The 24,439-nt window shown below is 70.7% G+C and carries 21 protein-coding genes; 15 read left to right on the top strand and 6 right to left on the bottom strand.

Features of this window, described 5'->3' with window-relative positions; translation table 11 throughout:
• Nucleotides 1-78: 78 nt before the first annotated feature.
• The 3 genes from BLV24_RS03600 to BLV24_RS03590 all read right to left on the bottom strand — a co-directional run bounded on the left by BLV24_RS03600 (nt 79) and on the right by BLV24_RS03590 (nt 2,993).
• A complete protein-coding gene (locus BLV24_RS03600) occupies nt 79-816 on the bottom strand; it encodes a P-loop NTPase family protein (protein ID WP_176954604.1) in 738 nt (245 codons plus the stop codon).
• Nucleotides 816-1,982 carry an AI-2E family transporter gene (locus BLV24_RS03595; RefSeq protein ID WP_092679740.1) on the bottom strand — a complete coding sequence of 389 codons (1,167 nt, stop codon included), beginning with the start codon at nt 1,980-1,982 and terminating at the stop codon, nt 816-818. Before BLV24_RS03595 ends, BLV24_RS03600 begins: the two co-directional genes overlap by 1 nt.
• 210 nt (nt 1,983-2,192) lie before the next feature.
• Nucleotides 2,193-2,993, bottom strand: coding sequence for an NAD kinase (locus tag BLV24_RS03590; RefSeq protein WP_092679739.1), 801 nt, complete (start codon nt 2,991-2,993; stop codon nt 2,193-2,195).
• A 629-nt stretch (nt 2,994-3,622) separates the two neighbouring features.
• Here BLV24_RS03590 and glyA point away from each other — a divergent pair.
• The gene (gene glyA / locus BLV24_RS03585; RefSeq protein WP_092679738.1) at nt 3,623-4,918 is read left to right on the top strand and encodes a serine hydroxymethyltransferase; all 1,296 of its coding nucleotides are present in this window, start codon (nt 3,623-3,625) and stop codon (nt 4,916-4,918) included.
• Between the two features lie 331 nt (nt 4,919-5,249).
• On the opposite strand, the gene BLV24_RS03580 is transcribed toward glyA, so the two are convergent.
• Nucleotides 5,250-5,954 (bottom strand): hypothetical protein, encoded by a 705-nt coding sequence (locus tag BLV24_RS03580; protein ID WP_143040200.1) that lies wholly within the window; start codon nt 5,952-5,954, stop codon nt 5,250-5,252.
• Nucleotides 5,955-6,465: 511 nt separating this feature from the next.
• Here BLV24_RS03580 and nrdR point away from each other — a divergent pair.
• The 14 genes from nrdR (at nt 6,466) to BLV24_RS03510 (ending at nt 21,845) form a co-directional block, all read left to right on the top strand.
• Nucleotides 6,466-6,936, top strand: a complete 471-nt coding sequence (gene nrdR, locus BLV24_RS03575; RefSeq protein WP_092679736.1) for a transcriptional regulator NrdR — start codon at nt 6,466-6,468, stop codon at nt 6,934-6,936.
• A 77-nt stretch (nt 6,937-7,013) separates the two neighbouring features.
• Nucleotides 7,014-8,126: a bifunctional diaminohydroxyphosphoribosylaminopyrimidine deaminase/5-amino-6-(5-phosphoribosylamino)uracil reductase RibD gene (ribD, locus tag BLV24_RS03570; RefSeq protein WP_245710368.1), complete on the top strand. Its 1,113-nt coding sequence runs from the start codon at nt 7,014-7,016 to the stop codon at nt 8,124-8,126.
• A gap of 71 nt (nt 8,127-8,197) precedes the next feature.
• Nucleotides 8,198-8,929 carry a glycosyltransferase family 2 protein gene (locus BLV24_RS03565; protein ID WP_092679735.1) on the top strand — a complete coding sequence of 244 codons (732 nt, stop codon included), beginning with the start codon at nt 8,198-8,200 and terminating at the stop codon, nt 8,927-8,929.
• Nucleotides 8,929-9,276, top strand: coding sequence for a lipid-A-disaccharide synthase N-terminal domain-containing protein (locus BLV24_RS03560; RefSeq protein ID WP_092679734.1), 348 nt, complete (start codon nt 8,929-8,931; stop codon nt 9,274-9,276). Before BLV24_RS03565 ends, BLV24_RS03560 begins: the two co-directional genes overlap by 1 nt.
• Nucleotides 9,277-9,412: 136 nt before the next feature.
• Nucleotides 9,413-9,781 carry a hydroxyisourate hydrolase gene (uraH, locus tag BLV24_RS03555; protein WP_245710367.1) on the top strand — a complete coding sequence of 123 codons (369 nt, stop codon included), beginning with the start codon at nt 9,413-9,415 and terminating at the stop codon, nt 9,779-9,781.
• On the top strand, nt 9,781-11,220 hold the full coding sequence (xdhA, locus tag BLV24_RS03550; protein ID WP_092679732.1) for a xanthine dehydrogenase small subunit: 1,440 nt from the start codon (nt 9,781-9,783) through the stop codon (nt 11,218-11,220). Before uraH ends, xdhA begins: the two co-directional genes overlap by 1 nt.
• Nucleotides 11,217-13,547 (top strand): xanthine dehydrogenase molybdopterin binding subunit, encoded by a 2,331-nt coding sequence (xdhB, locus tag BLV24_RS03545; protein ID WP_092679731.1) that lies wholly within the window; start codon nt 11,217-11,219, stop codon nt 13,545-13,547. Before xdhA ends, xdhB begins: the two co-directional genes overlap by 4 nt.
• On the top strand, nt 13,544-14,515 hold the full coding sequence (xdhC, locus tag BLV24_RS03540) for a xanthine dehydrogenase accessory protein XdhC (RefSeq protein WP_092679730.1): 972 nt from the start codon (nt 13,544-13,546) through the stop codon (nt 14,513-14,515). Before xdhB ends, xdhC begins: the two co-directional genes overlap by 4 nt.
• On the top strand, nt 14,512-16,017 hold the full coding sequence (locus BLV24_RS03535) for an ABC transporter ATP-binding protein (protein ID WP_092679729.1): 1,506 nt from the start codon (nt 14,512-14,514) through the stop codon (nt 16,015-16,017). Before xdhC ends, BLV24_RS03535 begins: the two co-directional genes overlap by 4 nt.
• The gene (locus BLV24_RS03530; protein ID WP_092679728.1) at nt 16,004-17,095 is read left to right on the top strand and encodes an ABC transporter permease; all 1,092 of its coding nucleotides are present in this window, start codon (nt 16,004-16,006) and stop codon (nt 17,093-17,095) included. Before BLV24_RS03535 ends, BLV24_RS03530 begins: the two co-directional genes overlap by 14 nt.
• The gene (locus BLV24_RS03525) at nt 17,095-18,027 is read left to right on the top strand and encodes an ABC transporter permease (RefSeq protein WP_092679727.1); all 933 of its coding nucleotides are present in this window, start codon (nt 17,095-17,097) and stop codon (nt 18,025-18,027) included. Before BLV24_RS03530 ends, BLV24_RS03525 begins: the two co-directional genes overlap by 1 nt.
• Before the next feature lie 132 nt (nt 18,028-18,159).
• Nucleotides 18,160-19,230, top strand: coding sequence for a BMP family ABC transporter substrate-binding protein (locus BLV24_RS03520; protein WP_092679726.1), 1,071 nt, complete (start codon nt 18,160-18,162; stop codon nt 19,228-19,230).
• A gap of 513 nt (nt 19,231-19,743) precedes the next feature.
• The gene (gene guaD, locus BLV24_RS03515; RefSeq protein ID WP_092679725.1) at nt 19,744-21,033 is read left to right on the top strand and encodes a guanine deaminase; all 1,290 of its coding nucleotides are present in this window, start codon (nt 19,744-19,746) and stop codon (nt 21,031-21,033) included.
• A 20-nt stretch (nt 21,034-21,053) separates the two neighbouring features.
• Entirely contained in the window at nt 21,054-21,845 is a 792-nt protein-coding gene (locus BLV24_RS03510) for a hydroxypyruvate isomerase family protein (RefSeq protein WP_092679724.1), read from the top strand.
• A gap of 109 nt (nt 21,846-21,954) precedes the next feature.
• Here the strand turns inward: BLV24_RS03510 and BLV24_RS03505 are convergent, their stop codons facing one another.
• Together BLV24_RS03505 and BLV24_RS03500 are read right to left on the bottom strand one after the other, a co-directional pair.
• Complete coding sequence (locus BLV24_RS03505) at nt 21,955-23,640, bottom strand: ribonuclease J (RefSeq protein ID WP_092679723.1); 1,686 nt, start codon at nt 23,638-23,640, stop codon at nt 21,955-21,957.
• Between the two features lie 5 nt (nt 23,641-23,645).
• Nucleotides 23,646-24,425 (bottom strand): type III pantothenate kinase, encoded by a 780-nt coding sequence (locus tag BLV24_RS03500; RefSeq protein WP_092679722.1) that lies wholly within the window; start codon nt 24,423-24,425, stop codon nt 23,646-23,648.
• Between the last annotated feature and the right edge of the window lie 14 nt (nt 24,426-24,439).

Genomic DNA, 24,439 nt, shown 5'->3' with positions numbered 1-24,439 from the left:
CTGCACGGGTTTGATGACGGTTTCATGCGCGGGGCGGCGGATATTTCGGCGTTTCGGCGGCGGGCGTCCGGCGACGTGTCAGGGCGCCGCGTCGCCATCTTCGTCCGGCTCGCGCTCCGCGTCCAGCAGGTGTTCGAAACCGGGGCGCCCGGCCAGGGCCCGCCTGGCCAGCCGGCGATGCGGCTTCTGGGCGGCGGCGAGCGCGGCGCGGTCGATCACCGCCACCGCTTCGGCCAGCGCGCGGTGGTCGCGCGGCGCGCGCAGGGCCAGCCAACGCGCGAGGCCCTTCTCCGGCTCCACCCCGCGGTCGGCGAAGAGCTTCTCCACCAGCCGTTCGGTCAGCGCGTCGTCGGGCTCGGCGATGCGGGCCACCGGCAGGGCGGCGAGCCGGGTGCGCAGGTCGGGCAGCGCCACGGGCCAGCGGGCCGGCGCCTCGCGCCCGGTCAGCAGCAGCGCGCCGCCGGCGGCCTCCAGCCGGTTATGCAGGTGGAACAGCGCCCGTTCCGCCGCCGGGTCCGCCAGCCGGTCCGCGTCCTCCACCGCCACGCCGGACAGCGCGGCCAGTTGGCCGAGATCCTCCTCCGCCAGCGCATCCGCCCGGATCACCCGCGCGCCGGCCTCCTGCGCCCAGACGGCGGCGAGATGGGTCTTGCCCGCGCCTTCCGGCCCGACCAGCGCCAGCCGCCGGCCCGGCCAGTCCCGCCAGCCGTCGATCTGGGCCACGGCCAGCGCGTTGCCCTCGGACACGAGGAAATCCTCGCGCCCCAGCGCCGCGCGAACCGGCAGGTCCAGCGGTATCTGGCGGGTCAGGGTCATCAGCCCGGGGTCTCTTCCTCGGCGCGCTCGGCCGCCGCCGGGGGGAAGGTCCGGGCGGCGAGGACCTCCGCCCGCTCCTCGCTTCGGGCGGCGGCGGCCTGCGCCTCCGCCTGCCCTTCATGCCCCTGGTAGAGCCGCCCGGAGGTGTACTGGTCGATGGCGAAACGCCCGACCACACCGATCGCCGCCGCCGTGGGCACCGCGATCAGCATGCCGGTGAAGCCCAGCAACGAGCCGAAGGCCGACAGCGCGAACATCAGCGCCACCGGATGCAGCCCGACCGAGCCGCCCACCAGCTTGGGCGTCAGGAAGTTGCCCTCCACCGCCTGCCCCGCGAAGAAGATGCCCACCACGATGAGGATCATCAGCGGGTCGTCCCAGAACTGGAACAGCGCCACCCCGACCGAAAGCAGCCCCCCGACGATGGAGCCGATGAAGGGGATGAAGCTGATCAGCCCCGCGAAAAGCCCGATCACCAGCCCGAACTGCAGCCCCGCCAGCATCAGCGCCAGCGCGTAGAAGGTCCCGAGGATGGCGCAGACGGTCAGCTGCCCGCGCACGAAGCCCGCCAGCACGCTGTCGATGTCGGAGGCGAGCTTGCGCACCGTCCCCACATGATCCCGCGGGATCCAGCCGTCGATCCGCGCGGTCAGCCGGTCCCAGTCCATCAGCAGGTAGAAGGCCACGACGGGCGTGATCACCAGCAGGGTCACGAAGTCGATCACCGCCAGCCCCCCCGTCCAGGCGCTTTTCACCGCCTGCATGGACCATTCGTCCGCCCGCCCGCGCAGGGTGTCGAGCCCCTGCGCCAGCGGCGAGCCCTCCTCCAGCATCTCGGGATAGCGGGTCTCGACGAAGTTCCGCACGGCCTCGGCGTAGACCGGCGCCTGCTCGATCAGCGCCTGGGCCTGGTTGATGAAGGCCGGAATCAGCAGCAGCAGCACGGCGACGAACAGCCCGCCCATGATGACGGTGATCACCGCGGTGGCGGCGGCGCGGCTCAGCCCCCGCGCCTCCAGCCGGTCGGCGGCGGGGTCGAGGAAATAGGCCAGCGCCGCGCCCGCCAGGAACGGCAGCATGACGCCCGACATCACCCAGAAGAACAGGATCAGGACCGCGAGCCCGACCGTCCACCACCTGACCTGTTCGCCGACGCTCAGCGCCATGATCTTCTCCTTCGTCGCGTCTCGCCCGCCGCGTCTCGCCAGCATCAGGCGCGGGGCGCCTGTCGATCAACCCCGCCGGTCGCCGCGGCGCGGTGCGTGCGGAACCCGGGCGGGGCCGGTTCGGGGGCGCGTATCTCTCAGGTCCTGCGCCCGAAGGCCAGCCGGATCGCGGCGGGGCGAGGCGGGTCGGGTCGGGGCGGGGCGGGGCGCTCAGGCGAACTGTTCGCGAATCAGACGCTCGGCCAGTCCATGCCCCGGATCGAACAGCAGCGTGTGGGTGATCGAGGCGTCGAGCTCGATCTCCACCCGCGTCACATGCCGGGTCTCGATGTTGTCGGCGGTGGCCGAGACCGGCCGCCGCTCCGGGTCCAGCACCTCCAGCTCCACATGCGCATGCCGCGGCAGAAGCGCCCCGCGCCAGCGCCGGGGCCGGAAGGCCGAAATCGGCGTCAGCGCCAGGATATCCGCCCCGATCGGCAGGATCGGCCCATGCGCCGAATAGTTGTAGGCGGTCGAGCCCGCCGGCGTCGCCACGATCACCCCGTCGCAGACCAGCTCCGGCATCCGCTCGCGCCCGTCGATGCAGATGCGGATCTTCGCCGCCTGGTGACGCTCGCGCAGCAGGCTCACCTCGTTGAAGGCATGGGCCACGCGGGTCTCGCCGTCGATGCGGTGGGCGGTCATGCGCAGCGGGTTGATGGCGGCGGCCTCGGCCGCCATCAGCCGCTCGATCAGCCCGTCCTCGGAATAGTCGTTCATCATGAAGCCGACGGTGCCGCGATGCATGCCGTAGACCGGGCGGCGTTCCTGCGCCGCGCCCTCGCCGACGCTTTCCAGCGTCTCCTGCAGGGTCTCCAGCATCAGCCCGTCGCCGCCGAGCGCCACCACCACGTCGCATTCCGCCCGCGGGGCCTGGCCGTAGCGGGCGGTCAGCGCTTCGAAAGCCTCCACAGCCACCGGCGCGTCGGAGCGCGTGAAGTGGATGCGCGGCTGAAGAAGAAGAGGGTCCATCACGGGCGGCGTCTCGGTCTGCGAATTGGCGCCGGGAGCGGCGCGCGGGACAGGCGCACGGGGCCGTAGGCGTCCGAGGCGCGGAGGGCGGGGGCGCGGAGGGCGGGGGCGCGAAAGCCGGGTCGGCGGCCCGGCCGCGCGGCCGGAACGGATCGCGACCATGACCGCAGCCGCGCCCGGGGGCAAGCGTCCGCGCGCAGGACGCGTGCGGCCGCGCGCCCCGCCCTCCGCGGGGCGCCGCCCCAGACCATCGTCCAGACCATCGTCCGGGCCGTCGTCCGGGCCGTCGTCCGGGCCGGGCCTCCCGTCGTTTCCCACCCGCGCGCCTCTCCGCCCGCGCCGCCTTTGCAGCGCGCCCGCGGCGCCCCGGAGCCGCCCGCGGGCCCTCCGGCGGGCGCCCCTGCCCCTGACCCTGCCCCGGCCGCCCGCGCCCCGCGCAGGATCGATGCGCCCCCGCCGCCTTTCCAGCCCCGTTCCCGCGTCGTTCCCGCGCCGCCATGCGCCGCCCCGGCGCGGGACAAACCGGGCGCATGGGTGTATCACGCGCTGGAATCGCCGCCGCGCCCCGTCCGGCCCGGCCGCCCAGTCCCAGGCGCGCCCCATACGCGCCGAGCCCGAGGAGACCCGCCATGGACGCCGCCACCCGCGACACCGGCTTCTTCGCCGAGAGCCTCTCCGACCGCGATCCCGCGATCTTCGGCGCCATCGAGAAAGAGCTCGGCCGCCAGCGCGAGGAGATCGAGCTGATCGCCTCCGAGAACATCGTCTCCCTCGCCGTCCTGCAGGCGCAGGGCTCGGTGATGACCAACAAGTACGCCGAGGGCTATCCGGGCAAGCGCTACTACGGCGGCTGCCAGTTCGTCGACATCGCCGAGGAACTGGCGATCGACCGTGCCAAGCAGCTCTTCGGGGCCAACTACGCCAACGTGCAGCCGAATTCCGGCTCCCAGATGAACCAGGCCGTGTTCCTCGCCCTGCTTCAGCCCGGCGACACCTTCATGGGGCTCGACCTGAATTCGGGCGGCCACCTGACCCACGGCTCGCCGGTGAACATGTCGGGCAAGTGGTTCAACGTGGTCTCCTACGGCGTGCGCGCCCAGGACCAGCTGCTGGACATGGACGACATCCGCGCCAAGGCGCTGGAGCACAAGCCCAAGCTGATCGTGGCCGGCGGCACCGCCTATTCCCGCACCTGGGACTGGGCCGCCTTCCGCGCCATCGCCGACGAGGTCGGGGCCTGGCTGATGGTCGACATGGCCCATATCGCGGGCCTGGTGGCCGGCGGCGCGCATCCCTCGCCGGTGCCGCACGCCCACGTCACCACCACCACCACCCACAAGTCCCTGCGCGGTCCGCGCGGCGGCATGATCCTCACCAATGACGAGGCGGTGGCCAAGAAGATCAACTCGGCGGTCTTCCCCGGCCTGCAGGGCGGCCCCCTGATGCACGTCATCGCCGCCAAGGCCGTGGCCTTCGGCGAGGCCCTGCGCCCCGAGTTCCGCAGCTACGCCGCCCAGGTCGTCGCCAACGCCCAGGCCATGGCGGACGAGCTGATGAAGGGCGGCATCGACGTGGTGTCGGGCGGCACCGACAACCACCTCTGCCTCGCCGACCTGCGCCCCAAGGGCGTCACCGGCAAGGCGACCGAGGCCGCGCTGGGCCGCGCCCATGTCACCTGCAACAAGAACGGCGTGCCCTTCGACCCGGAGAAGCCCTTCGTGACCTCGGGCATCCGGCTCGGCGCGCCGGCCGGCACCACCCGCGGCTTCGGCGAGGCGGAGTTCCGCCAGATCGCCCGCATGATCGTGAAGGTGGTCGACGGTCTCGCCGCCAGCAACGGCGAGGGCGACGCGGCGATCGAGGCCGAAGTGAAGGAAGAGGCCATCGCCCTCTGCCGCCGCTTCCCGATCTACCCCTCGCTCTGACGCGCCCTGCGCGTCCTGACCGGCGGCGCGGGGTGAGCGCGCCGCCCCCGAACCCCCGCCCCTTCGGGCCTGCGCCCAACCCGCGGCCGAATCTGCGGCGCGGCTGACGCCCGAGAAACGCGGCGCCCAACGTCGACGCCCCCGCCCGGTTCGCGAACCGGACGGGGGCGCTCGCGTCGCAGCCCGCAGGCGACGGGGGTCGACGCCTGCGCGCTTGCCTGAGCGACGCCGCGACGGAACCGACCCAAGGCACGCATTTCGGCCGATCCCGAGCAAGGGCCGAGGTCGGCAGGGGACCGCGCCGACCTCGACCCCGTTCTCGAGCCGGGCCTCAGGCCGCCTTGCGCCGCCGGCGACGGCTCATCGCGCCGAGCGCCGCGACGCCCGCCAGCAGTCCCGCCGCAGCCGGGGGCAGCGGCACGTTGGCGCCCGCGCCCTCCGCCGCGAACTGGAACCCGCCGTAATAGAGCCCGGTCGACACCAGCGCCTGCGGAACCAGCGTGACCGAGACGATGCCCGAGTAGATGGCGAGGTCGAAGGTCCGCCCGTCCATGTTCGCGCCCACCAGCGATCCCAGCGAAAGGTCCAGGTTCAGCGCCAGAAGATCGGACTCATCCAGCGTCAGCGTCGAGGTGTCCGCGAACTCGATGGTCAGTTCGGTGCTGGTCAGCAGGTTGACGCCCTGCTGCTCGAACACCAGGTCGTCCACCGGCCTGTCGAAACTGACCTTGAGCGTCTCCGCGCAGTCCTCGATCGGGATCAGGGTGTCGTCGTCATCCGCGCAGATCCCGTGCTGGAAGAGCGGCCCGACGAGGCTCAGCTCGATCGGATCGCCGAGAATATCCACGTCGACGACCACATCGAGATCCGAGTCCGTCGCTCTCAGGTTGTTCCCCGACCCCAGCGCTTCGAAGGTCACGATCGTTCCGTCATCGGCAACAATGCTATACGGATCGGTCGGCAACTGACCGCCGGTCAACAGCGTGAGATCCACGAAGGCCGCCTGCGCCGGCGCCACCCAGGCAAGAGTCGCCAACCCAAGGCCCGCCAGAACCCCGACCCGGCCGGATCTACGACCTAAGTCCAACTTATTATCGACGCTTACGTTTTCGTCACGCATGCCATTGCTCCGCTCAAGGACATTCAACTTAAGGAATAGTTTAGCTGACGAATTGTGGCGGAAATGTGGCTCGTTTCACGAATGATTCACATTTTATATACAGATAACAGAATGTGTTTTTGACCCCCTATTGTTTCCATAATTGACACTCTCGGCCATGCCCCGACCGCCGTTCGTTGCCTTTGAGGATCAACCCGCATGTCGGGCCGCACTCAACTCATAAGGGAGTCCGTTAGTTTCAGAAACATAGGCCAAATCAGGGCGCGCTCCCGGCGAATCGAGGCGTCCGCCGACGCCCCGGGGGCGAAGAGGCCCGGCCCGCGGGACGGCCGCTCCCCGGCATATCTGGCGCCCGGCGCCTGCCCCCTACCCAACGCTTGGCGGCGCCCCTATACTGCCGGCGTTTCGCGGATGGGAGGGACCCAACATGCGCTGCCCGTTCTGCGGCAACACCGAGACCCAGGTGAAGGACAGCCGCCCGGCGGAGGATCATGTCGCCATCCGCCGGCGCCGCTTCTGCCCCGCCTGCGGCGGGCGCTTCACCACCTATGAGCGCGTGCAGCTGCGCGACCTGACCGTCGTGAAGAAGAACGGCAAGCGGGAGGATTTCGACCGCGACAAGCTCTCGCGCTCCATCCGCATCGCGCTCCAGAAACGCCCGATAGAGCCCGAGCGCATAGAGCAGATGATCTCCGGCATCGTGCGTCGGCTGGAATCCAAGGGCGACAGCGACATCCAGTCGGACGAGATCGGCCAGATCGTCATGGAAGCGCTGGCGCGCATCGACACCGTCGCCTATGTGCGCTTCGCCTCGGTCTACAAGAACTTCCAGGAAGCCGACGACTTCGAGGAGTTCGTGGCCGAGCTGCGCCCCCTCGCCAAGCCCGAGGATCCCTGATCCGCGCCGCCCCCCCCCCTCGCGCCCGCCCGCGCCGCGCGCTAGACAGGCGGCGAGGAGACAGAAGCGGAGCCCCCATGTTCGATGACGCCGATGCGCGCTGGATGCGCGCCGCGCTGACGCTGGCGCGCCGCGGGCTGGGCCGGGTCGCGCCCAATCCGGCCGTGGGCTGCGTGATCGTGAAGGACGGCGTGGTCCTCGGCCGCGGCTGGACCCAGCCCGGCGGCCGCCCCCATGCCGAGACCATGGCCCTCGCCCAGGCCGGAGAGGCCGCCCGCGGCGCCGCCGCCTATGTGACGCTGGAGCCCTGCGCCCATCACGGCCGCACGCCGCCCTGCGCGGATGCGCTGATCGCCGCCGGGATCGCCCGCGTGGTCGCCGCCGCCGGCGATCCCGACCCTCGGGTGGACGGCCGCGGCCTGTCCCGCCTGCGTGCGGCCGGAATCGCCGTCGCCACCGGCCTGCTGGAAGCCGAGGCGCGCGAGATCAACGCAGGCTTTCTCACCCGCCACGCGCTGGGCCGGCCCTGGCTGACGCTCAAGCTGGCGGGCTCCATCGACGGGCGCATCGCCACCGCTTCGGGCGACAGCCGCTGGATCACCGGACCCGCCGCCCGCGCCCGCGTCCACCTGATACGGGCCGAGGCCGACGCCATCCTCGTCGGCATGGGCACGCTGCGCGCCGACGATCCCCGGCTCGACGTGCGGCTGGCGGGGCTGGAGGACCGCTCCCCCCTGCCCGTCCTGCTCGACCCCCGGCTGAGCACGCCCCCCTCCGCGCGCCTGCTGTCCACCGGCCGCCCCACGCTGATCCTGCACGCCCCGGGCGTCGACGCCCCCCGCGCGAAAACCCTGCGCGGGCTGGGCGCGGAGCTGGTCGAGGTCGCCGCCGCGCCCGGCGGCCTCTCGCCCGAGGCCTGCCTCGCCGCGCTCGGCGCCCGCGGCCTGACCCGCGCCTTCTGCGAAGGGGGCGGCCGGCTCGCCGCGGCCCTGATCGAGGCGGACCTGGTCGACGAGATCGCCTGGTTCACCGGAGGCGCCGCCATCGGCTCGGAGGGCATGCCCGCGCTCGGCCCCCTCGGCCTGTCGCGGCTCGCCGAAGCGCGCCGTTATCGCTGCGTGCAGAGCGCGCGTCTGGGCCCCGACGCCTTCAGCCTGTGGCGCCGCGCCGATCCGACGCCCGCCGCTTAGGGTTGGCCGCCCGGCGGGGCTTCGCTATACGGGCTGAACCCTTTCCCCCGCACCAGGACACGGCGCGCCCCATGCAGACCCCGCGGATCACCGTCATCGCGCCCATGAAGAACGAGGCGGAGAACGTCGGCCGGCTCGCCGACGAGATCGCCGAGGCCTGCGCGCCGCTCGCGCCCTTCGAATGCATCTTCGTCAACGACGGCTCCAGCGACGACACCTCCGGCGCCATCGCCGCGGCGCGCCAACGTCATCCCTGGCTGCGCGAGGTGCGCCACGCGGCGTCCTGCGGCCAGTCCGCGGCGGTGCTCTCGGGCGTGCGGGCCGCGCGCGCTCCGATCTGCTGCACGCTGGACGGCGACGGCCAGAACCCGCCCTCCGAGATCCCCAGGCTCGCCGCCCCCCTGCTGGCCGACGCCACCGGCCGCATCGGGCTGGTCGCCGGGCAGCGCGTGGACCGGCAGGACACCGCGTCCAAGAAGCTCGCCTCGCGCTTCGCCAACGCCCTGCGCCGGACCCTGCTGCATGACGACACCCGCGACACCGGCTGCGGGCTGAAGGCCTTTCCGCGCGAGCTGTTCCTGCAGCTCCCCTTCTTCGACCACATCCACCGCTACCTGCCCGCGCTGGTCAAGCGCGAGGGACGCGAGGTGGCGCTGGTCGACGTCTCGCACCGGGCGCGGGATGCGGGCGCGTCCAACTACACCAATATCGGCCGCGCGATGGTCGGCGCGCTCGACCTGGTCGGCGTCTGGTGGCTGATCCGTCGGCGCAAGGTCGCCGTGGTCGTGTCGGAGGACGCGTGATGGACTGGCTCGCCGGCGTGCTGGGGGCGCAGGACCGGCTGGAGCTGGCCTGGATCCTCGTCGGCCTCGGCGGCCAGGCGCTGTTCATGGGGCGCTTCCTCGTGCAGTGGATCGCGTCCGAGCGCGCCCGCCGCTCGGTCGTGCCCGTGGCCTTCTGGTGGTTCTCCATCGGCGGCGCGGCGGTGCTGCTCGCCTATGCCGTCTACCGCGCCGACCCGGTCTTCATCATCGGGCAGTCGCTGGGCTTTTTCATCTACACCCGGAACCTCTGGCTGATCCGCTCCGAGCGGCGCGAGGCCCTGATGCCCGACCCCGAGGGCGAGAACCCCGGCGCCCCCCCGCGCTGAGCCCGCCCCCCGCGCTGAGCCCGCCCGCGCCTTCCCGACGCTTAACCCGACGTTCATGTCCTGACGACGCTTGCGCAGACCGCCGCGCCGGTCTTTGATGCGTTGCAGCAGCGCGGATCAACCGCGTCGGAACCTGATGACAGGGGGACTTATGGGACGGCTGACCACGCATGTGCTCGACACCGCGCTGGGGCGCCCGGCCGCGGGCCTTAAGATCGAGCTCTTCCGCCTGTCGCTGGACAGCCGCGACCTGATCGCGGAGGCGGTGACCAACGCCGACGGCCGCACCGACGCGCCGATGCTGGCGGGGGACGCCTTCCGCGCCGGGACCTACGAGCTGGTGTTCCACGCCGGGCCCTACCTCGACGAGACCGCGCCGAGCCTGCCCTCGCCGAAATTCCTCTCGGACATTCCGCTGCGCTTCGGGATCGCGGATGTGGAGGCGCATTACCATGTGCCTCTCCTGCTCTCGCCGTTCGGCTATTCGACCTATCGGGGGTCGTGATGCGCGACAGCCTGCGCTTCCTGCTCAACGGCGAGCCGGTCGAGCTTTCGGGCGTCGATCCGCGCACCACCCTGCTGGACTGGCTGCGCGAGACGCGCGGGCTGACCGGTACGAAGGAGGGCTGCAACGAGGGCGATTGCGGGGCCTGCACCGTGGGCGTGACCCGGCTGGAGGACGGCGCGCCGGTGCGCCGGGCGGTCAACGCCTGCATCCAACTTCTGCCGATGCTCGACGGCGCCGCCGTGACCACGGTGGAGGCCATCGCCGGCCCCGACCGCCAACACCCGGCGCAGGAGGCGATGGTGGCGCTGCACGGCTCGCAATGCGGCTTCTGCACGCCGGGCTTCGTCATGTCGATGTGGGCGGGCTATCCCGCGGGGCGAGGCAGCCGTGCGGACGTCGCCGACATGGTGGCGGGAAACCTTTGCCGCTGCACGGGTTACGGCCCGATCCTCGAGTCCGGTCTGGCCATGCACGACCTCCCGGCCCCGGACTGGGAGGTCGACCCCGCGCCGCGCCTGGCGGGGATGGAACATGGCTCCGTCGTGATGACAGGCGGCGGCTGCACCGCCCATGTTCCGGTGACGGAGCCCGAATTGGCGGAGCTGGTCGAGGCCTATCCCGAAGCGGTGATCGTCGCCGGCGCGACGGATGTCGGCCTGTGGATCACCAAGCGGCTGGATGCGCCCGAACGGATGATTTTCGTCAACCGGGTCAAGGATTTCGATCGGGTGGTTGAGACGGAGGCGGGCGTCGAGCTCGGCGCCGGCGCCACCTACGCCCGCGCCGCCGGGGCGCTGGAGCGGCTGTCTCCCGATCTTGGGGAGCTGATACGCCGGCTGGGCTCGACCCAGGTGCGCAACTCCGGCTGCGTCGGGGCGAACATCGCCAACGGCTCGCCGATCGGAGACGGACCGCCGCCGCTGATCGCGCTGGGCGCGGAGCTTGTGCTGCGCAAGGGCGCGACCGAGCGGGTGATCCCGCTGGAGGCCTTCTTCCTCGACTACGGCAAGCAGGACCGTGCGCCCGGCGAATATGTCTCCGCGGTTCGCATCCCGCGTCCCGCGACACCCGAGGCGCTGAAGATCTTCAAGATTTCCAAGCGTTTCGACCAGGACATCACCGCGACCCTCGGGGCTTTCCTGATCGGGGTCGAGAGCGGGACGGTCGCCTCCGCCTCCATCGTCTTCGGCGGCATGGCCGGCATCCCCAAGCGCGCCGCCGCGGTCGAGGCCGCGCTGCTGGGACGCCCCTGGACGCTGGATACCGTCGAGGCCGCGCTTCCCGCCTTCGCCGACGACTTCCAGCCGATGTCGGACATGCGCGCCTCCGCCGAATATCGCCTGCGGGCCGCGCGGAACCTGCTTCTGAAGGTCTTCCACGAAAGCGCGAAGGCGCCTCCGGAAACCCGCCTCGTCGGCGCGGGAGCGCTGGCATGACCGCCCCCGGCGCGATCAAGGGCGGCGTCCGCGCCCCCCAACAGCATGACAGCGGCCACAAGCACGTCGCCGGCGCGGCGACCTATGTGGATGACATTCCCACGCCAAGCGACTGTCTTTCCGTCGCTTTCGGCCTCAGCCCCAAGGCGCGCGCGCGCATCGTCTCGCTCGACCTCGCGCCCGTCCGCGCCGCCCCCGGCGTCATCGCCGTGCTGACCGCCGAGGACATTCCCGGCCGCAACGACGTCTCCCCCAACGCGTATCACGAACCCCTTCTGGCCGAGGATGGCGAGGTCCATTTCCAGGGACAGCCGATCTTCGCCGTGGTCGCCGAGACCCACCTCCTTGCGCGAAAAGCCGCCCGCAAGGCCCTGATCGAATGGGAGGATCTTCCCGCGATCCTGACCATCGACGACGCCATGGCCGCCGAAAGCTGGTACGAACCGCCCTATGTCATGGCCCGCGGCGACGCCGACGCGGCCCTTGAGGCCGCGCCCCGCGTCATCGAAGGCGTGATGGAGATCGGCGCGCAGGAGCATTTCTATCTGGAATCCCAGGCCGCCCTCGCGGTTCCGGGAGAGGACGGCGACGTCACCCTCCACTGCTCCTCCCAGCATCCCACTGAAATCCAGCACAAGGTTGCGGAAGCGCTGGGCGAACCCTTCCACTCCGTCACCGTCGAGGTGCGGCGCATGGGCGGCGGCTTCGGCGGCAAGGAGAGCCAGGGCAACGCGCTCGCCTGCATCTGCGCCGTCGCCGCCAAGCGCTTGAAACGCCCGGTTAAAATTCGCTACGACCGCGACGATGACATGACCATCACCGGCAAGCGGCATGACTTCCGCATCGCCTACAGGGTCGGGATCGACGACGACGGCCGCATCCGGGGCATCGCCTTCGAGCAGATGGCGCGCTGCGGCTGGTCGCTGGACCTGTCCATGCCCGTATCCGACCGCGCCATGTTCCACGCGGACAACGCCTACTACCTGCCCGCGGTTCGCATCCGCTCTTACCGTTGCCGCACAAACACCTGCTCCAACACGGCTTTCCGAGGGTTCGGCGGCCCTCAGGGCATGGTGGCGATCGAGCGGGTGCTGGACCATATCGCCTTCGAGCTGAAGGCCGATCCCACCGCGATCCGGGCGCTCAACTACTACGACCGGCCGGGCGGAGACCGTGTGACGACCCCCTATTTCATGGAGGTCGAGGACAACATCATCCACGAGCTCTCCGCCGAGCTGCTGGAGACCTCCGACTATGCCGCCCGCCGCAGGAAGATCAACGAATTCAATGCGCAATCGCCGGTTCTGAAGAAAGGCATCGCCTTCAGTCCGGTGAAATTCGGCATCTCCTTCACCCTGACCCACATGAACCAGGCCTCGGCGCTGGTGCATATCTATACCGACGGCTCGGTGCATCTGAACCATGGCGGGACCGAGATGGGCCAGGGCCTGTTCACCAAGGTCGCGCAGGTCGCCGCCGAGTGCTTCCAGATCGATCTCGACCGGGTGAAGATCACCGCGACCAACACCGGAAAGTCCGCCAACACCGCCCCGACCGCAGCGAGCTCCGGCAGCGATATCAACGGGATGGCGGTGAAGAACGCCTGCGACGAGATCAAGGGCCGCCTGACCCGCTTCGCCGCCGAGCGCTGGCAGACCACCGAGGACCAGGTGCGTTTCCTGCCCGGCCGCGTCGTCGTGGGGGCCGAGGAGATCACCTTCGAGGAGCTCGCCGCCGCCGCCTATATGGGCCGCGTTTCGTTGTCCGCCACGGGCCATTACGCGACGCCCAAGATCCATTGGGACCGGCCCGCGGCCCGCGGCCGGCCCTTCTACTATTTCGCCTATGGCGCGGCGATCACCGAAGTCACCATCGACACGCTGACCGGCGAATACCGCTTCGACCGGGCCGACATTCTCCATGACTGCGGGAAATCTCTGAACCCGGCCATAGACATAGGCCAGATCGAGGGCGGCTATATCCAGGGCCTCGGCTGGTTGAGCATGGAGGAGCTGGTCTGGGACGACGCGGGCCGCCTGCGCACCCATGCCCCCTCCACCTACAAGATCCCCACCGCGTCCGACCGGCCGGACATGAACATCCGCCTCTACGACACCGAGAACCGGGAGGAGACGATCTTCCGCTCGAAAGCCGTTGGCGAACCCCCTCTGATGCTTGGGATTTCCGCGTTTCTTGCGCTGTCGGACGCGGTGGCGGCCGCGGGCGACGGGACGATCTACCCGGCGCTCGACGCCCCCGCGACCCCGGAAAGGGTTCTGCGCGCCGTCGACCATGTGCGCGGCCGCCCGTGGGAGACCCGTCGATGAGCTTCGACCTTGCGGCGCTGGCGCGTGCGGTCGCCGCCCATGGCCCGGTGGTCCGCGTCGTGGTGGCGGAGGCCCGGGGTTCCGCCCCGCGCGAGCCGGGCGCCTCGATGACCGTCTGGGCGCACGGGTTCGACGGCACCATCGGCGGCGGCGCGCTGGAATTCGAGGCCCTGGCCGAGGCGCGGCGCCGTCTGCCCGGCGGCGTCGACGGCGCCGGGCATTACCCGTTGGGTCCGGCGCTTGCGCAATGCTGCGGCGGGGCCGCGACGCTGGCCTATGAGCGTTGGGACGACGCCCGCCTCCGGACCCTCCCGGAGGGCCCGCTTTTCGCTCGCCCCCTCGGGCCCGCCTCCGCCCCGCCGCTCGCCATCGCCCGCGCCCTGCGCGACGCCCGCGGAGGCGCGCCGGGCCTGACCTATGTCCCCGGTGACCCGCCCTGGCTGGCGGAGCCGATGGCCCCGAGCCTCACCCCGCTCTGGATCTGGGGCGCGGGGCATGTGGGCCGGGCGCTGGTGCGGGTGTTCGAGGGGCTGCCCTTCGACCTCACCTGGATCGATGCCGGCGCCGACCGCTTCCCCGACCCCATCCCGCGCCATGCCCGCGCCCTGCCGGTTCCGGACCCCGCCGACGCGACCGGGCTCGCCCCCGCGCAGGCGGCGCATCTGGTGCTGACCTATTCCCACGCGCTGGACCTGGAGATCTGCCACAGGCTGATGATGCGCGGAGATTTCGCGCGCCTCGGCCTGATCGGCTCGGGCTCCAAGTCCGCGCGGTTCCGGGCCCGGCTCCGCGCGCTGGGGCATGACGAGACGACCGTCTCACGGCTCGAATGCCCCATCGGGCTGGCGGGATCCGCCGGGCTGCGCGGCGGCAAGGCGCCGGCCGAAATCGCGGTGTCCGTGGCCGCCGATCACCTGCAATGGCGCGCTTCCCGCGGGGTCGCGCGCCGGTCCGAGGAGGCGCTATGACCGCCCTGCTGTCGATCCGCGGCGTCACCAAGCGCTTTCCCGGCGTGATCGCCAATGCCGACGTGTCCTTCGACGTCCAGCCGGGCGAGATCCACGCCCTGCTGGGTGAGAACGGCGCGGGAAAATCCACGCTGGTCAAGATGATCTACGGCGTGCAGCGCCCCGACGAAGGGACCATGTTCTGGAACGGCGCGCCCTTCGCCCCCGGCTCGCCGGGAGAGGCGCGGGCCGCGGGCGTCGGCCTCGTGTTTCAGCATTTCTCGCTGTTCGAGGCGCTGACCGTGGCCGAGAACGTGGCCCTCGGCCTGCCCGCGGAGCAGGCGGGCCGCGACCTGCCCGAGCGCATCCGCAGGGTCTCCGCCGAATACGGGTTGCCGCTGGACCCGGCGCGCCAGGTCGGCCAGCTCTCGGTCGGGGAGCGGCAGCGGGTCGAGATCGTGCGCTGCCTGCTGCAATCCCCGCGCCTGCTGATCATGGACGAGCCGACCTCCGTGCTCACCCCGCAGGAAGTCGAGACCCTGTTCCTGACGCTCCGAAAGCTGCGGGAGGAGGGGGTGGCGATCCTCTACATCTCCCACAAGCTGGAGGAGATCCGCGCGCTCTGCACCGCCGCGACCGTGCTGCGCGGCGGCAAGGTGGTCGGGGCCTGCGACCCGCGGGAGGAGACCGCGCGGGGGCTGGCCGAGATGATGATCGGCCGCGAACTGGCCCCGCCGGGCGCGCCTTCGGGGACCAGCGGCGCGGCGCGGCTGACGCTGACCGGGCTGACCGCGATCACCACCGCGCAATTCGGGGTGTCGTTGCGTGACATCTCGGTGGAGCTGCGGGCCGGCGAGGTGCTCGGGGTCGCGGGCGTCGCGGGCAACGGGCAGGATGAGCTGGTGGCGGTTCTGGCGGGTGAGACGCCCGTCTCACCGGCGATGATCCAACTTGACGGCAGACATGTCGGCGGGCTCGGCCCCACCCAGCGCCGCCGCCTCGGCCTCAACGTCGCGCCGGAGGAACGGCTGGGTCATGCCGCCGCCCCCGAAATGAGCCTGACCGACAACACGTTCCTCTCGGCCCGCACCCGCATGCGGCTGGCGCTCCGCGGGTTCCTTCGGCTCGGCGCCGCGCGGGGCTACGCCGCCAAGGTGATCGAGGAGTTCGACGTGCGCACGCCGGGCATCCATGCGCCGGCAGGGTCGCTCTCGGGCGGGAACCTGCAGAAATACGTGATCGGGCGCGAGATCCTTCAGGCGCCCGGCGTGCTGGTGGTCTCGCAGCCCACCTGGGGCGTGGATGCGGGGGCCGCGCAGGCCATCCGCCAGGCCCTGCGCGACCTCGCCGCCGCGGGAACCGCGGTGATGGTGGTCAGCCAGGACCTCGACGAATTGATGGAGATTTCCAATCGCTTCGCGGTTATCGCGGGCGGACGCCTGTCGGCCCCGCGGCCGGCGGGAGAGACTTCGGTGGAGGAGATCGGGTTGTTGATGGGGGGCAAGGCCGATGCTGCGGCTTGAACGGCGCAAGGAGCGCAGCCGGGTGATGACCTGGGCGGGGCCGCTGCTGGCGGTCGCGCTCACCATGATCTTCGGCATGATCCTGTTCGCGGTCCTGGGCAAGGACCCGGTCCGCACCATCCTCATCATCTTCTGGGAGCCGCTGACCAACGACTTCTCCCGCTCCGAGCTGCTCGTCAAGGGCACGCCGCTTTGCCTGATCGCGGTCGGCCTCGCGCTGGGTTTCCGCGCCGGCGTGTGGAACATCGGGGCCGAGGGCCAGTTCATTGTCGGCGCCATCGCCGGCGGGGCCGCGGGGCTCGCGGTCTATGACACCGCCGGGATCTGGGTGCTGCCGATGATGTGCCTCGCGGGCGCGGCGGCCGGCGCGGCCTGGGCGCTGATCCCCGCCATCCTGCGCATCCGCTTCAACGCCAACGAGATCCTCGTCTCGCTGATGCTGGTCTACGTGGCGGGGTTGTGGCTGTCCGCCCTCGTCACCGGCCCGTTGCGCGACCCGGACGGCTTCAACTTTCCCGAATCCCGCATCTTCCACGACAGCGCCACCCTGCCGATCCTGATCGAGGGCACGCGGGCCCATGTGGGCGCGCTGGCCGCGCTCGCCGCCGTCGTCCTCGCCTGGATCGCGCTGGAACGGCATGAATACGGCTTCTCCCTGAAGCTGTTCGGCCAGGCCCCGCGCGCCGCGCGCTTCGCCGGCTACCGCGAGGCGCGGGTGGTGATGCTGTCCATGGCGGTGTCGGGGGGGCTCGCCGGGCTCGCCGGCACCTTCGAGGCCGCGGGCCCGGTCGGCCAGCTGGTCCCCGCTCTGCCGGTGGGCTACGGCTTCACCGCGATCATCGTGGCCTTCCTCGGCCGCCTGCATCCGGGGGGCGTGCTGCTGGCCTCCGCGCTGATGGCGCTGACCTATATCGGGGGCGAGGGCGCGCAGTTGGAGATGCGCCTGCCCGCCGCCGCGATCTCGGTCTTCCAGGGGATGCTGCTGTTCTTCCTGCTGGGGATGGACGTGTTCTCCCGCTACCGGCTCGCGCCCTCCAAGGCCCGCCTCGCCCGCCGCGCCCAGGGAGGGGCCGCCTGATGGACATGTCCGCGCTCAATCCCGTCGCCATCGCCGTGGCGCTGATCGTCGCCGCCACGCCGCTGGTCTTCGCCGCCATCGGCGAGCTGGTGGTGGAGAAGGCCGGGGTCCTGAACCTCGGCGTCGAGGGCATGATGATCGTCGGCGCCATCGCCGGCTTCGCCTTCACGCAGGAGACCGGCTCGACCACCGTCGGCGTGCTTGCGGCCCTGATCGCGGGGGCGCTGCTGGCCGCGCTTTTCGCCTTCATGACCCAGGTGCTGATGTCCAACCAGGTGGCCACGGGGCTGGCGTTGACGCTGTTCGGGCTGGGCCTCGCGGCCATGATCGGGCAGCCCTATTCCGGCATCCCCGCGCCGCCCTTCCCCGAACTCGCGATCCCCGGCCTTTCCACCCTGCCCGTGATCGGCCCGTTGCTGTTCGCGCATGACTGGCTGGTCTACGCCTCGCTGGTCCTGACCGCGGGGGTGTGGTGGCTGCTCAACCGCTCCCGCGCCGGGCTGATCCTGCGCGCGGTGGGCGAGAACCACGACGCGGCCCATGCCATCGGCTACCGGGTGGTGGCGATCCGCACCGCGGCGATCCTGTTCGGCGGGGCCTGCGCCGGGGTCGGCGGCGCCTATCTGAGCATGGTCGCGGCCCCCCTCTGGGTCGAGGGCATGACCGCCGGGCGCGGCTGGATCGCGCTCGCCATCGTGGTCTTCGCCTCGTGGAAGCCGTGGCGGGCCTTCCTGGGGGCCTACATCTTCGGCGGCGTCTCCATCGCCCAGCTGAACCTTCAGGCGATGGGCGTGGCGATCGAGAGCCAATACCTGTCCATGACCCCCTATCTGGTGACCATCGTGGTGCTGGTCATCATCTCCGCCGACAAGGCGCGGGCCCGCATGAACGCCCCCGCCTGCCTCGGCCGTCCGTTCTTCGCGGCGGGGTGACCCGGCGCGTCGCAAGCCTTTGCCGCATCGCAGCGATTCCCCCCGTGACGCGCGGGGCGGGGGTCGCTATCGTTCATCCCGGACCGCCGGCGCAGACCGGCCCGACCTTTCCCGACAGGAGACCTGAACCCGATGAAACGCCTCTCCCTTCTCGCCGCCGCCGCGGCCTTCGCGCTGGGCGCCGGCGCCGCCCAGGCCGCCGACCCGCTGAAGGTCGGCTTCATCTATGTCGGCCCGGTCGGCGATTTCGGCTGGTCCTACGAGCATGACCAGGCCCGCCAGGCCGTCGAGGCCGAATACGGCGACAAGGTCGAGACCTCCTATCTCGAATCCGTCCCCGAAGGCCCGGACGCCGAGCGCGCCCTGCGCCAGATGGCCCAGTCCGGTCACGACCTGATCTTCACCACCTCCTTCGGCTACATGAACCCGACGCTGAAAGTGGCCAAGCAGTTCCCGGACGTGAAGTTCGAGCACGCCACCGGCTACAAGCGCGCCGCCAACGTCTCCACCTACGGCTCGCGCTTCTACGAGGGCCGGCACGTCATCGGCCTGCTCGCCGGCGAGATGACCAAGACCAACACCATCGGCTATATCGGCTCGTTCCCGATCCCCGAGGTGGTGCGCGGCATCAACGCCGCCTATCTCGCCGCCAAGTCGGTGAACCCGGACGTGAAGTTCAAGATCGTCTGGGTGAACACCTGGTTCGATCCGGGCAAGGAGGCCGACGCCGCCAACGCCCTGATCGAGCAGGGCGCCGACGTGATCATGCAGCACACCGACAGCCCCGCCGCCATGACCATCGCCGAGGAGAAGGGGATCTTCGCCTTCGGCCAGGCCTCGGACATGAAGCAGTTCGGGCCGAACGCGCGCCTGTCGTCGATCATCGACCACTGGGCCCCCTATTACATCGAGCGCGTGGGCGCGATGATGGACGGGACCTGGGAGTCGACCGACACCTGGGGCGGCATCGACTCGGGCATGGTCGGCATCGGCGAGTTCTCCGACAAGATCCCGGCCGATCTCGCCGCCAAGGCCACCGCGGCCAAGGAGGCGATCATCGCCGGCGAGCTGCACCCCTTCACCGGCCCGATCAACAAGCAGGACGGCTCGGCCTGGCTCGCCGCGGGCGAGACGGCGGATGACGGCACGCTGCTGGGCATGAACTTCTACGTGGAGGGGATCGAGGGCGAACTGCCCAAGTGACCTGACCAAGCGACCAGACGCCCCCCTTCGGGCGCGACGGTTTCAGGGGCCCGGCGGCGACGCCGGGCCCCTTTTCCATGGCCGGGTCCACGGCCGGGCCGGCGGCGCGGCCATGGACCCGGCCCGAAATCCGGCGCGACCGCGACGGCGCAACGATTTGTCCACGTTAACGTCACGCCCCCTGACTTCCCTTCGCCGGGCCGGAGGGCCATATCCCGGCTCCCGGCGCGAACTCGCCGCGGACCACAACTCGGCCCCCGCGCCGCAACAACAGAAAGGAGGGTCGCCCATGAAGGCGCTCTTCACCCCCGTCGCCGTATTCGCGGCGATCGCCGTCGTGGCGCTCTGCGCCGCCGTCCCGGTCCCGCTTCCGGTCCCCTACTGATCCCCGAGCCGGACCGCCCCCGCCGCCCCCGGATCCGACGGGGGCGCGGCCCCGCGCCCGTTTGACAGCCGGCGCGCGACAGGCTCCCATGGCGCTCTCACGCACCGCCAGGCCGGAGCCCTCCTTCGATGACCCGACTGATCCTGGGCCAGACCCTGGCCTTCGACGCCGACCCGTTCTCCACTCCGCCGGAGGACGCCGCGCGCCATTCCGCCCATGGCGCGATCCTGATGGACGGCGACCGCATCGCCGCGGTGGGAGAGGCCGACGCCCTGCGCGCCGCCCATCCCGACGCGCAGGTCGAGGACATGGGCGACGCCCTGCTGGTCCCCGGCTTCGTCGACTGCCACGCGCATTACCCCCAGACCGCGATCATCGCCTCCTGGGGCCGCCGCCTGATCGACTGGCTCAACAACTACACCTTCCCCGAGGAATCCCGCTTCGGCGACGCCGCCTATGCCCGGACCCAGGCGGAGCTTTACCTGGACCTGTGCCTCGCCAACGGCATCACCTCGGCCTGCGTCTTCTCCACCATCCACCCCGAGAGCGTGGACGCCATCTTCGAAGCCGCGCAGGCGCGCAACATGCGCCTGACCACCGGCAAGGTGATGATGGACCGCAACGCCATCGACGGGCTGAAGGACACGGCGCAGTCGGGCTATGACGACTCCAAGGCCCTGCTGGAGAAGTGGCGCGGCGTCGGCCGGCTCGGTTACGCGGTCACGCCCCGCTTCGCGCCGACCTCCTCGCCCGAGCAGCTGGAGGCCGCCGGCGCGCTCTGGGCCGAGCATCCGGACTGCCTGATGCAGACCCACCTGTCCGAACAGCCCGAGGAGATCGCCTGGGTCCGGCGGCTGTTCCCCGACGACAAGGACTATTTCGCGGTCTACGAGCGCTTCGGCCTCGCCGGTCCCGGCGCCCTGATGGGCCACGCCATCCATCTGAGCAAACGCGAGCGCGCCGCGATCCTGGAGACCGGCTCGGCCGTCGCGCATTGCCCGACCTCCAATACCTTCATCGGCTCGGGGCTGTGCGATGTGGCGGGGCTGCGGGGCCAGGGGATCCCGCTGGGGCTCGCCACCGATGTGGGCGGCGGGTCGAGCTTCTCCATGCTCGCCACCATGCGCGCGGCCTATGAAGTCGGGCAGCTGCGCGGCCTGCCGCTCCACCCGGCGCAACTGCTGTGGCTGGCGACCGAGGGCTCGGCCGCCGCCATGCGCCTGTCGGACAAGGTCGGGCGGCTGGCGCCGGGGCTGGAGGCGGACATGGTCGCGCTCGACATGAAGGCGACCCCGGTGCTGGCGCAGCGCTCCGCCCGCGCGCGCGACATCTTCGAGGCGCTGTTCGCAACCATCATGCTGGGCGACGACCGTGCGGTGAAAGCCGTGTGGGTGGCCGGCGAGAAAGCCCGCGGTTGACGCGGCGAACGAGGACCGACATGCAGATCGCCGCCCATCTGGGCTATCTCTGGGCCGACCGCCCGGTGGCCGAGGCCATCCCGCTCGCCGCCGCCGCCGGTTTCGGCGCCTTCGAAATCCACGCGCCCTACGATCAGGACCAGGCCGAGATCCGCGCCGCGCTGATCGACGCCGGCCGCCCGATGCTGGGGGTGAACACCCGCCGCGCCCATAGCGCGGACAGCGACGACTTCGGCCTCACCGCCCTGCCCGGCCGCGAGCACGAAGCCCAGGACCTGATCCTGGAGGCCATCGACTGGGCTCGCGCGCTGGGCGCCGCGCATATCCACGTTCTGGCCGGCAAGACCTCCGGCCCCGAGGCCGCGGCGACCTTCGACGCCAACCTCATGTGGGCCTGCGGACAGGCCGCCAGGGCCGGCGTCGGGCTGGTGCTGGAGCCGCTGAACACCCGCGACAACCCGGGCTACTTCCTGTCGACCACCACCCATGCCGCCGAAATCATCCGGCGCATCAACCGGCCCGAGCTGGGGCTGATGTTCGACACCTACCATGTGCAGGTGATGGAGGGCGACGTGATCCGCCGCTTCGGACCGCTGCTGCCGCTGATCCGGCATGTGCAGTTCGCCTCCACCCCCGGCCGGCTGCGCCCGGATCTGGGCGACCTGGCGCATGAGCGGGTGCTGCCGGCGATGCGGGCGGCGGGCTATGACGGATGGTTCGGGGCCGAATACCGCACCGGCCCGGTGACCGGCCCCGACACCGAACGCTCGCTGGGCTGGTTCGAGGCCTGGAAAGCCGCCGGCATCGGCTGAAGCGCCCACGGCCTTCAACAGGGCATCCGGAACGAAAGACGCCGGGCGGTGGCCACCGCCCGGCGTCTGCATGTCAGCGTGCCGGCGTGTCAGGCCCGAAGGCCCCGCCTCACTCGTCTTCGAGGCGGGTCACGATGCAGGTCATCACCGGCTTCTTGCCCCAGCGGCGGGCGCAGACCTGGCGGGCGGCGCGGTTGGCGGCGTCCTCGATGTCCTTGTCCGACCGCTTCTTCTTGGGCAGCCCGTCCACGGCGTCGTCCACCGCGTCGTAGATCATGTCGGCCAGCGGCGCCGGCCAGCCATGCGACTTGTCCGGCCCGCCCAGCACCCGGATCTCGGGATCGGCCAGCAGCTCGCCGCTCTCGTCGATGACCAGCGAGATGATGACATGCCCCTGCCGCGCCAGCTTGAGCCGCGAGCGGACCACGCCGTCCATCGCCCCGACCAGCGTCTGCCCGTCGAGATAGAGACGCCCGGTCTGCACCTCGTCCAGAATCCGCGGCTTGGGCCCGTCGATGGCCACCACGGTCCCGTTCGGCGCCGGGATCGCCGGCACCTGCAGGGAGGCCGCGAAGGCCGAATGCTCGACCAGGTGGCGATGCTCGCCATGCATGGGCACCGCGATCCGGGGCTTCAGCGCCTCGTAGAGCACCCGCAGGTCCTCCTTGCGCGCGTGGCCCGAAACGTGGATGCGGCCGCCCAGGCCGGGCGTCGCCTCGTCCACCACATGCACGCCGCGCTCGGAAAGCTGGTTCCAGATGCGCGCCACGCCGGGCTCGTTGCCCGGGATGGTCTTGGACGAGAAGATCACCATGTCGCCCTCGCCCAGGCTCACCGTCGGGTGCGAGCCATTGGCGATCCGCGCCAGCGCCGCCCGGCCTTCGCCCTGGCTGCCGGTGGTGAGGTAGAGCACATGCTCGGAGGGCACGTCGCGGGCGTCGTAATCCGAGATCGTGCGCGGGAAGTCGGTCAGCTGCCCGGTTTCGATGGCCGCGGCCACCATCCGGTCCATCGCCCGGCCGACCAGCACCACGGCCCGCCCGCACTCCGCCGCCGCCACCGCGATGGAACGCAGGCGCGCCACGTTGGAGGCGAAGGTGGTCGCGGCGACCGCGCCCTTGGCCGACGAGATCAGGGCCTTCAGCGGCTCCATCACCTCGGCCTCGGAGCCGCCATGCCCCGGCAGGAACACGTTGGTCGAGTCGCAGATCATCGCCTGCACGCCCTCGGCCCCGATGGCGCGGAACGCCTCCAGGTCGAAGGCCTCGCCCATCTGGGGCGTCTCGTCGACCTTGAAGTCGCCGGTATGGACAATGCGGCCGGCGGGCGTGTCGATCACGAGGCTGGAGGCCTCGGGGATCGAATGCGTCACCGGCTGGAAGCGGACCTGGAACTTGCCGGCCTTCACCGGCTTGTCCGTGCCCACGATCTTGAGGCAGTTCGGGTTGACCCCGGCCTCCTCCAGCTTGCGCTTGATGTGCGACCCGGTGAAGGGACGCGCATAGATCGGGGCCTTGAGCATCGGCCACAGCCGCCCCAGACCGCCGATATGGTCCTCATGGGCGTGGGTCGCGAAGATCGCGTCGAGCTTGTCGGCCTTGTCGGCGATGAACGAGGGATCGGCCATCACCAGCTCGATGCCGGGGCTCGTCTCCATGTCGCCAAAGCCGACGCCGCAATCGACCATGATCCAACGGCGATCGGCCCCGCGGCCATAGCCGTAGAGATACATGTTCATCCCGATCTCGCCAGCGCCCCCCAGCGCCACGAAGACCAGTTCGGCGTCGTCTGCCATGCGTTTCAGCCTTGTTGTTGTCTGTTGAGTTCATAGATCGCCGCCAATCCGCGGAGGGTCAGATCCCCATCCACGACGTCGATCACATCGGTGCCACGGGCGAACAGGGGCGAAAGACCACCGGTGGCGATCACCTGCATCTTCCTTCCGCGTTCGTCCATGATCCGTCGACACAGCCCTTCGACCAGCGACGTGTAGCCCCAGTAAATGCCTGACTGCATACACGCAACCGTATTCAGTCCGATAACCTTCTCCGGTTTGGTCACATCGATCTCGGGAAGCGCCGTCGCGGCGTTCTCCAGAGCCTTGAGCGCGAGGTTCACGCCGGGCGCGATGATGCCGCCCTCATAAGCGCCGTCGAGCCCCACCACGTCCAGCGTCGTGGCCGTGCCGAAGTCCACCACGATCACGTCGCCGCCATAGGTGCGGAAGGCCGAGACCGAGTTGACCAGCCGGTCGGAGCCGACGCGGGTGTTGGGCTCGACCCGGATCTCGATCCCGATCTCGGTGCCCGGCTTGTTCACGATAAAGGGCCGCTGCCCGAAGTACTTGTCCGAAAGCACCCGCAGATTGAACAGCGTGCCCGCGGCGGTGGAGGAGATCACCACGCCGTCGATCTGGCTCGACGAAATGCCGTGATGGTTCATCAGCTGACGGAGCCAGACGAAATACTCGTCCGCCGTGCGCTTCACGTCCGTGGCGCAGCGCCAGTCGGCCAGGAAGGCCGTGCCGTCATGGATGGCGAACACGCTGTTGGTGTTTCCGACGTCGATGGCCAGAAGCATGGGGGCTCTCTCCT

Source organism: Albimonas donghaensis (assembly GCF_900106695.1).
Taxonomy (GTDB): Bacteria; Pseudomonadota; Alphaproteobacteria; order Rhodobacterales; family Rhodobacteraceae; genus Albimonas; species Albimonas donghaensis.
The sequence above is the reverse complement of the archived record's forward strand: the minus strand, read 5'-3'. Positions and strand labels throughout refer to the sequence as shown.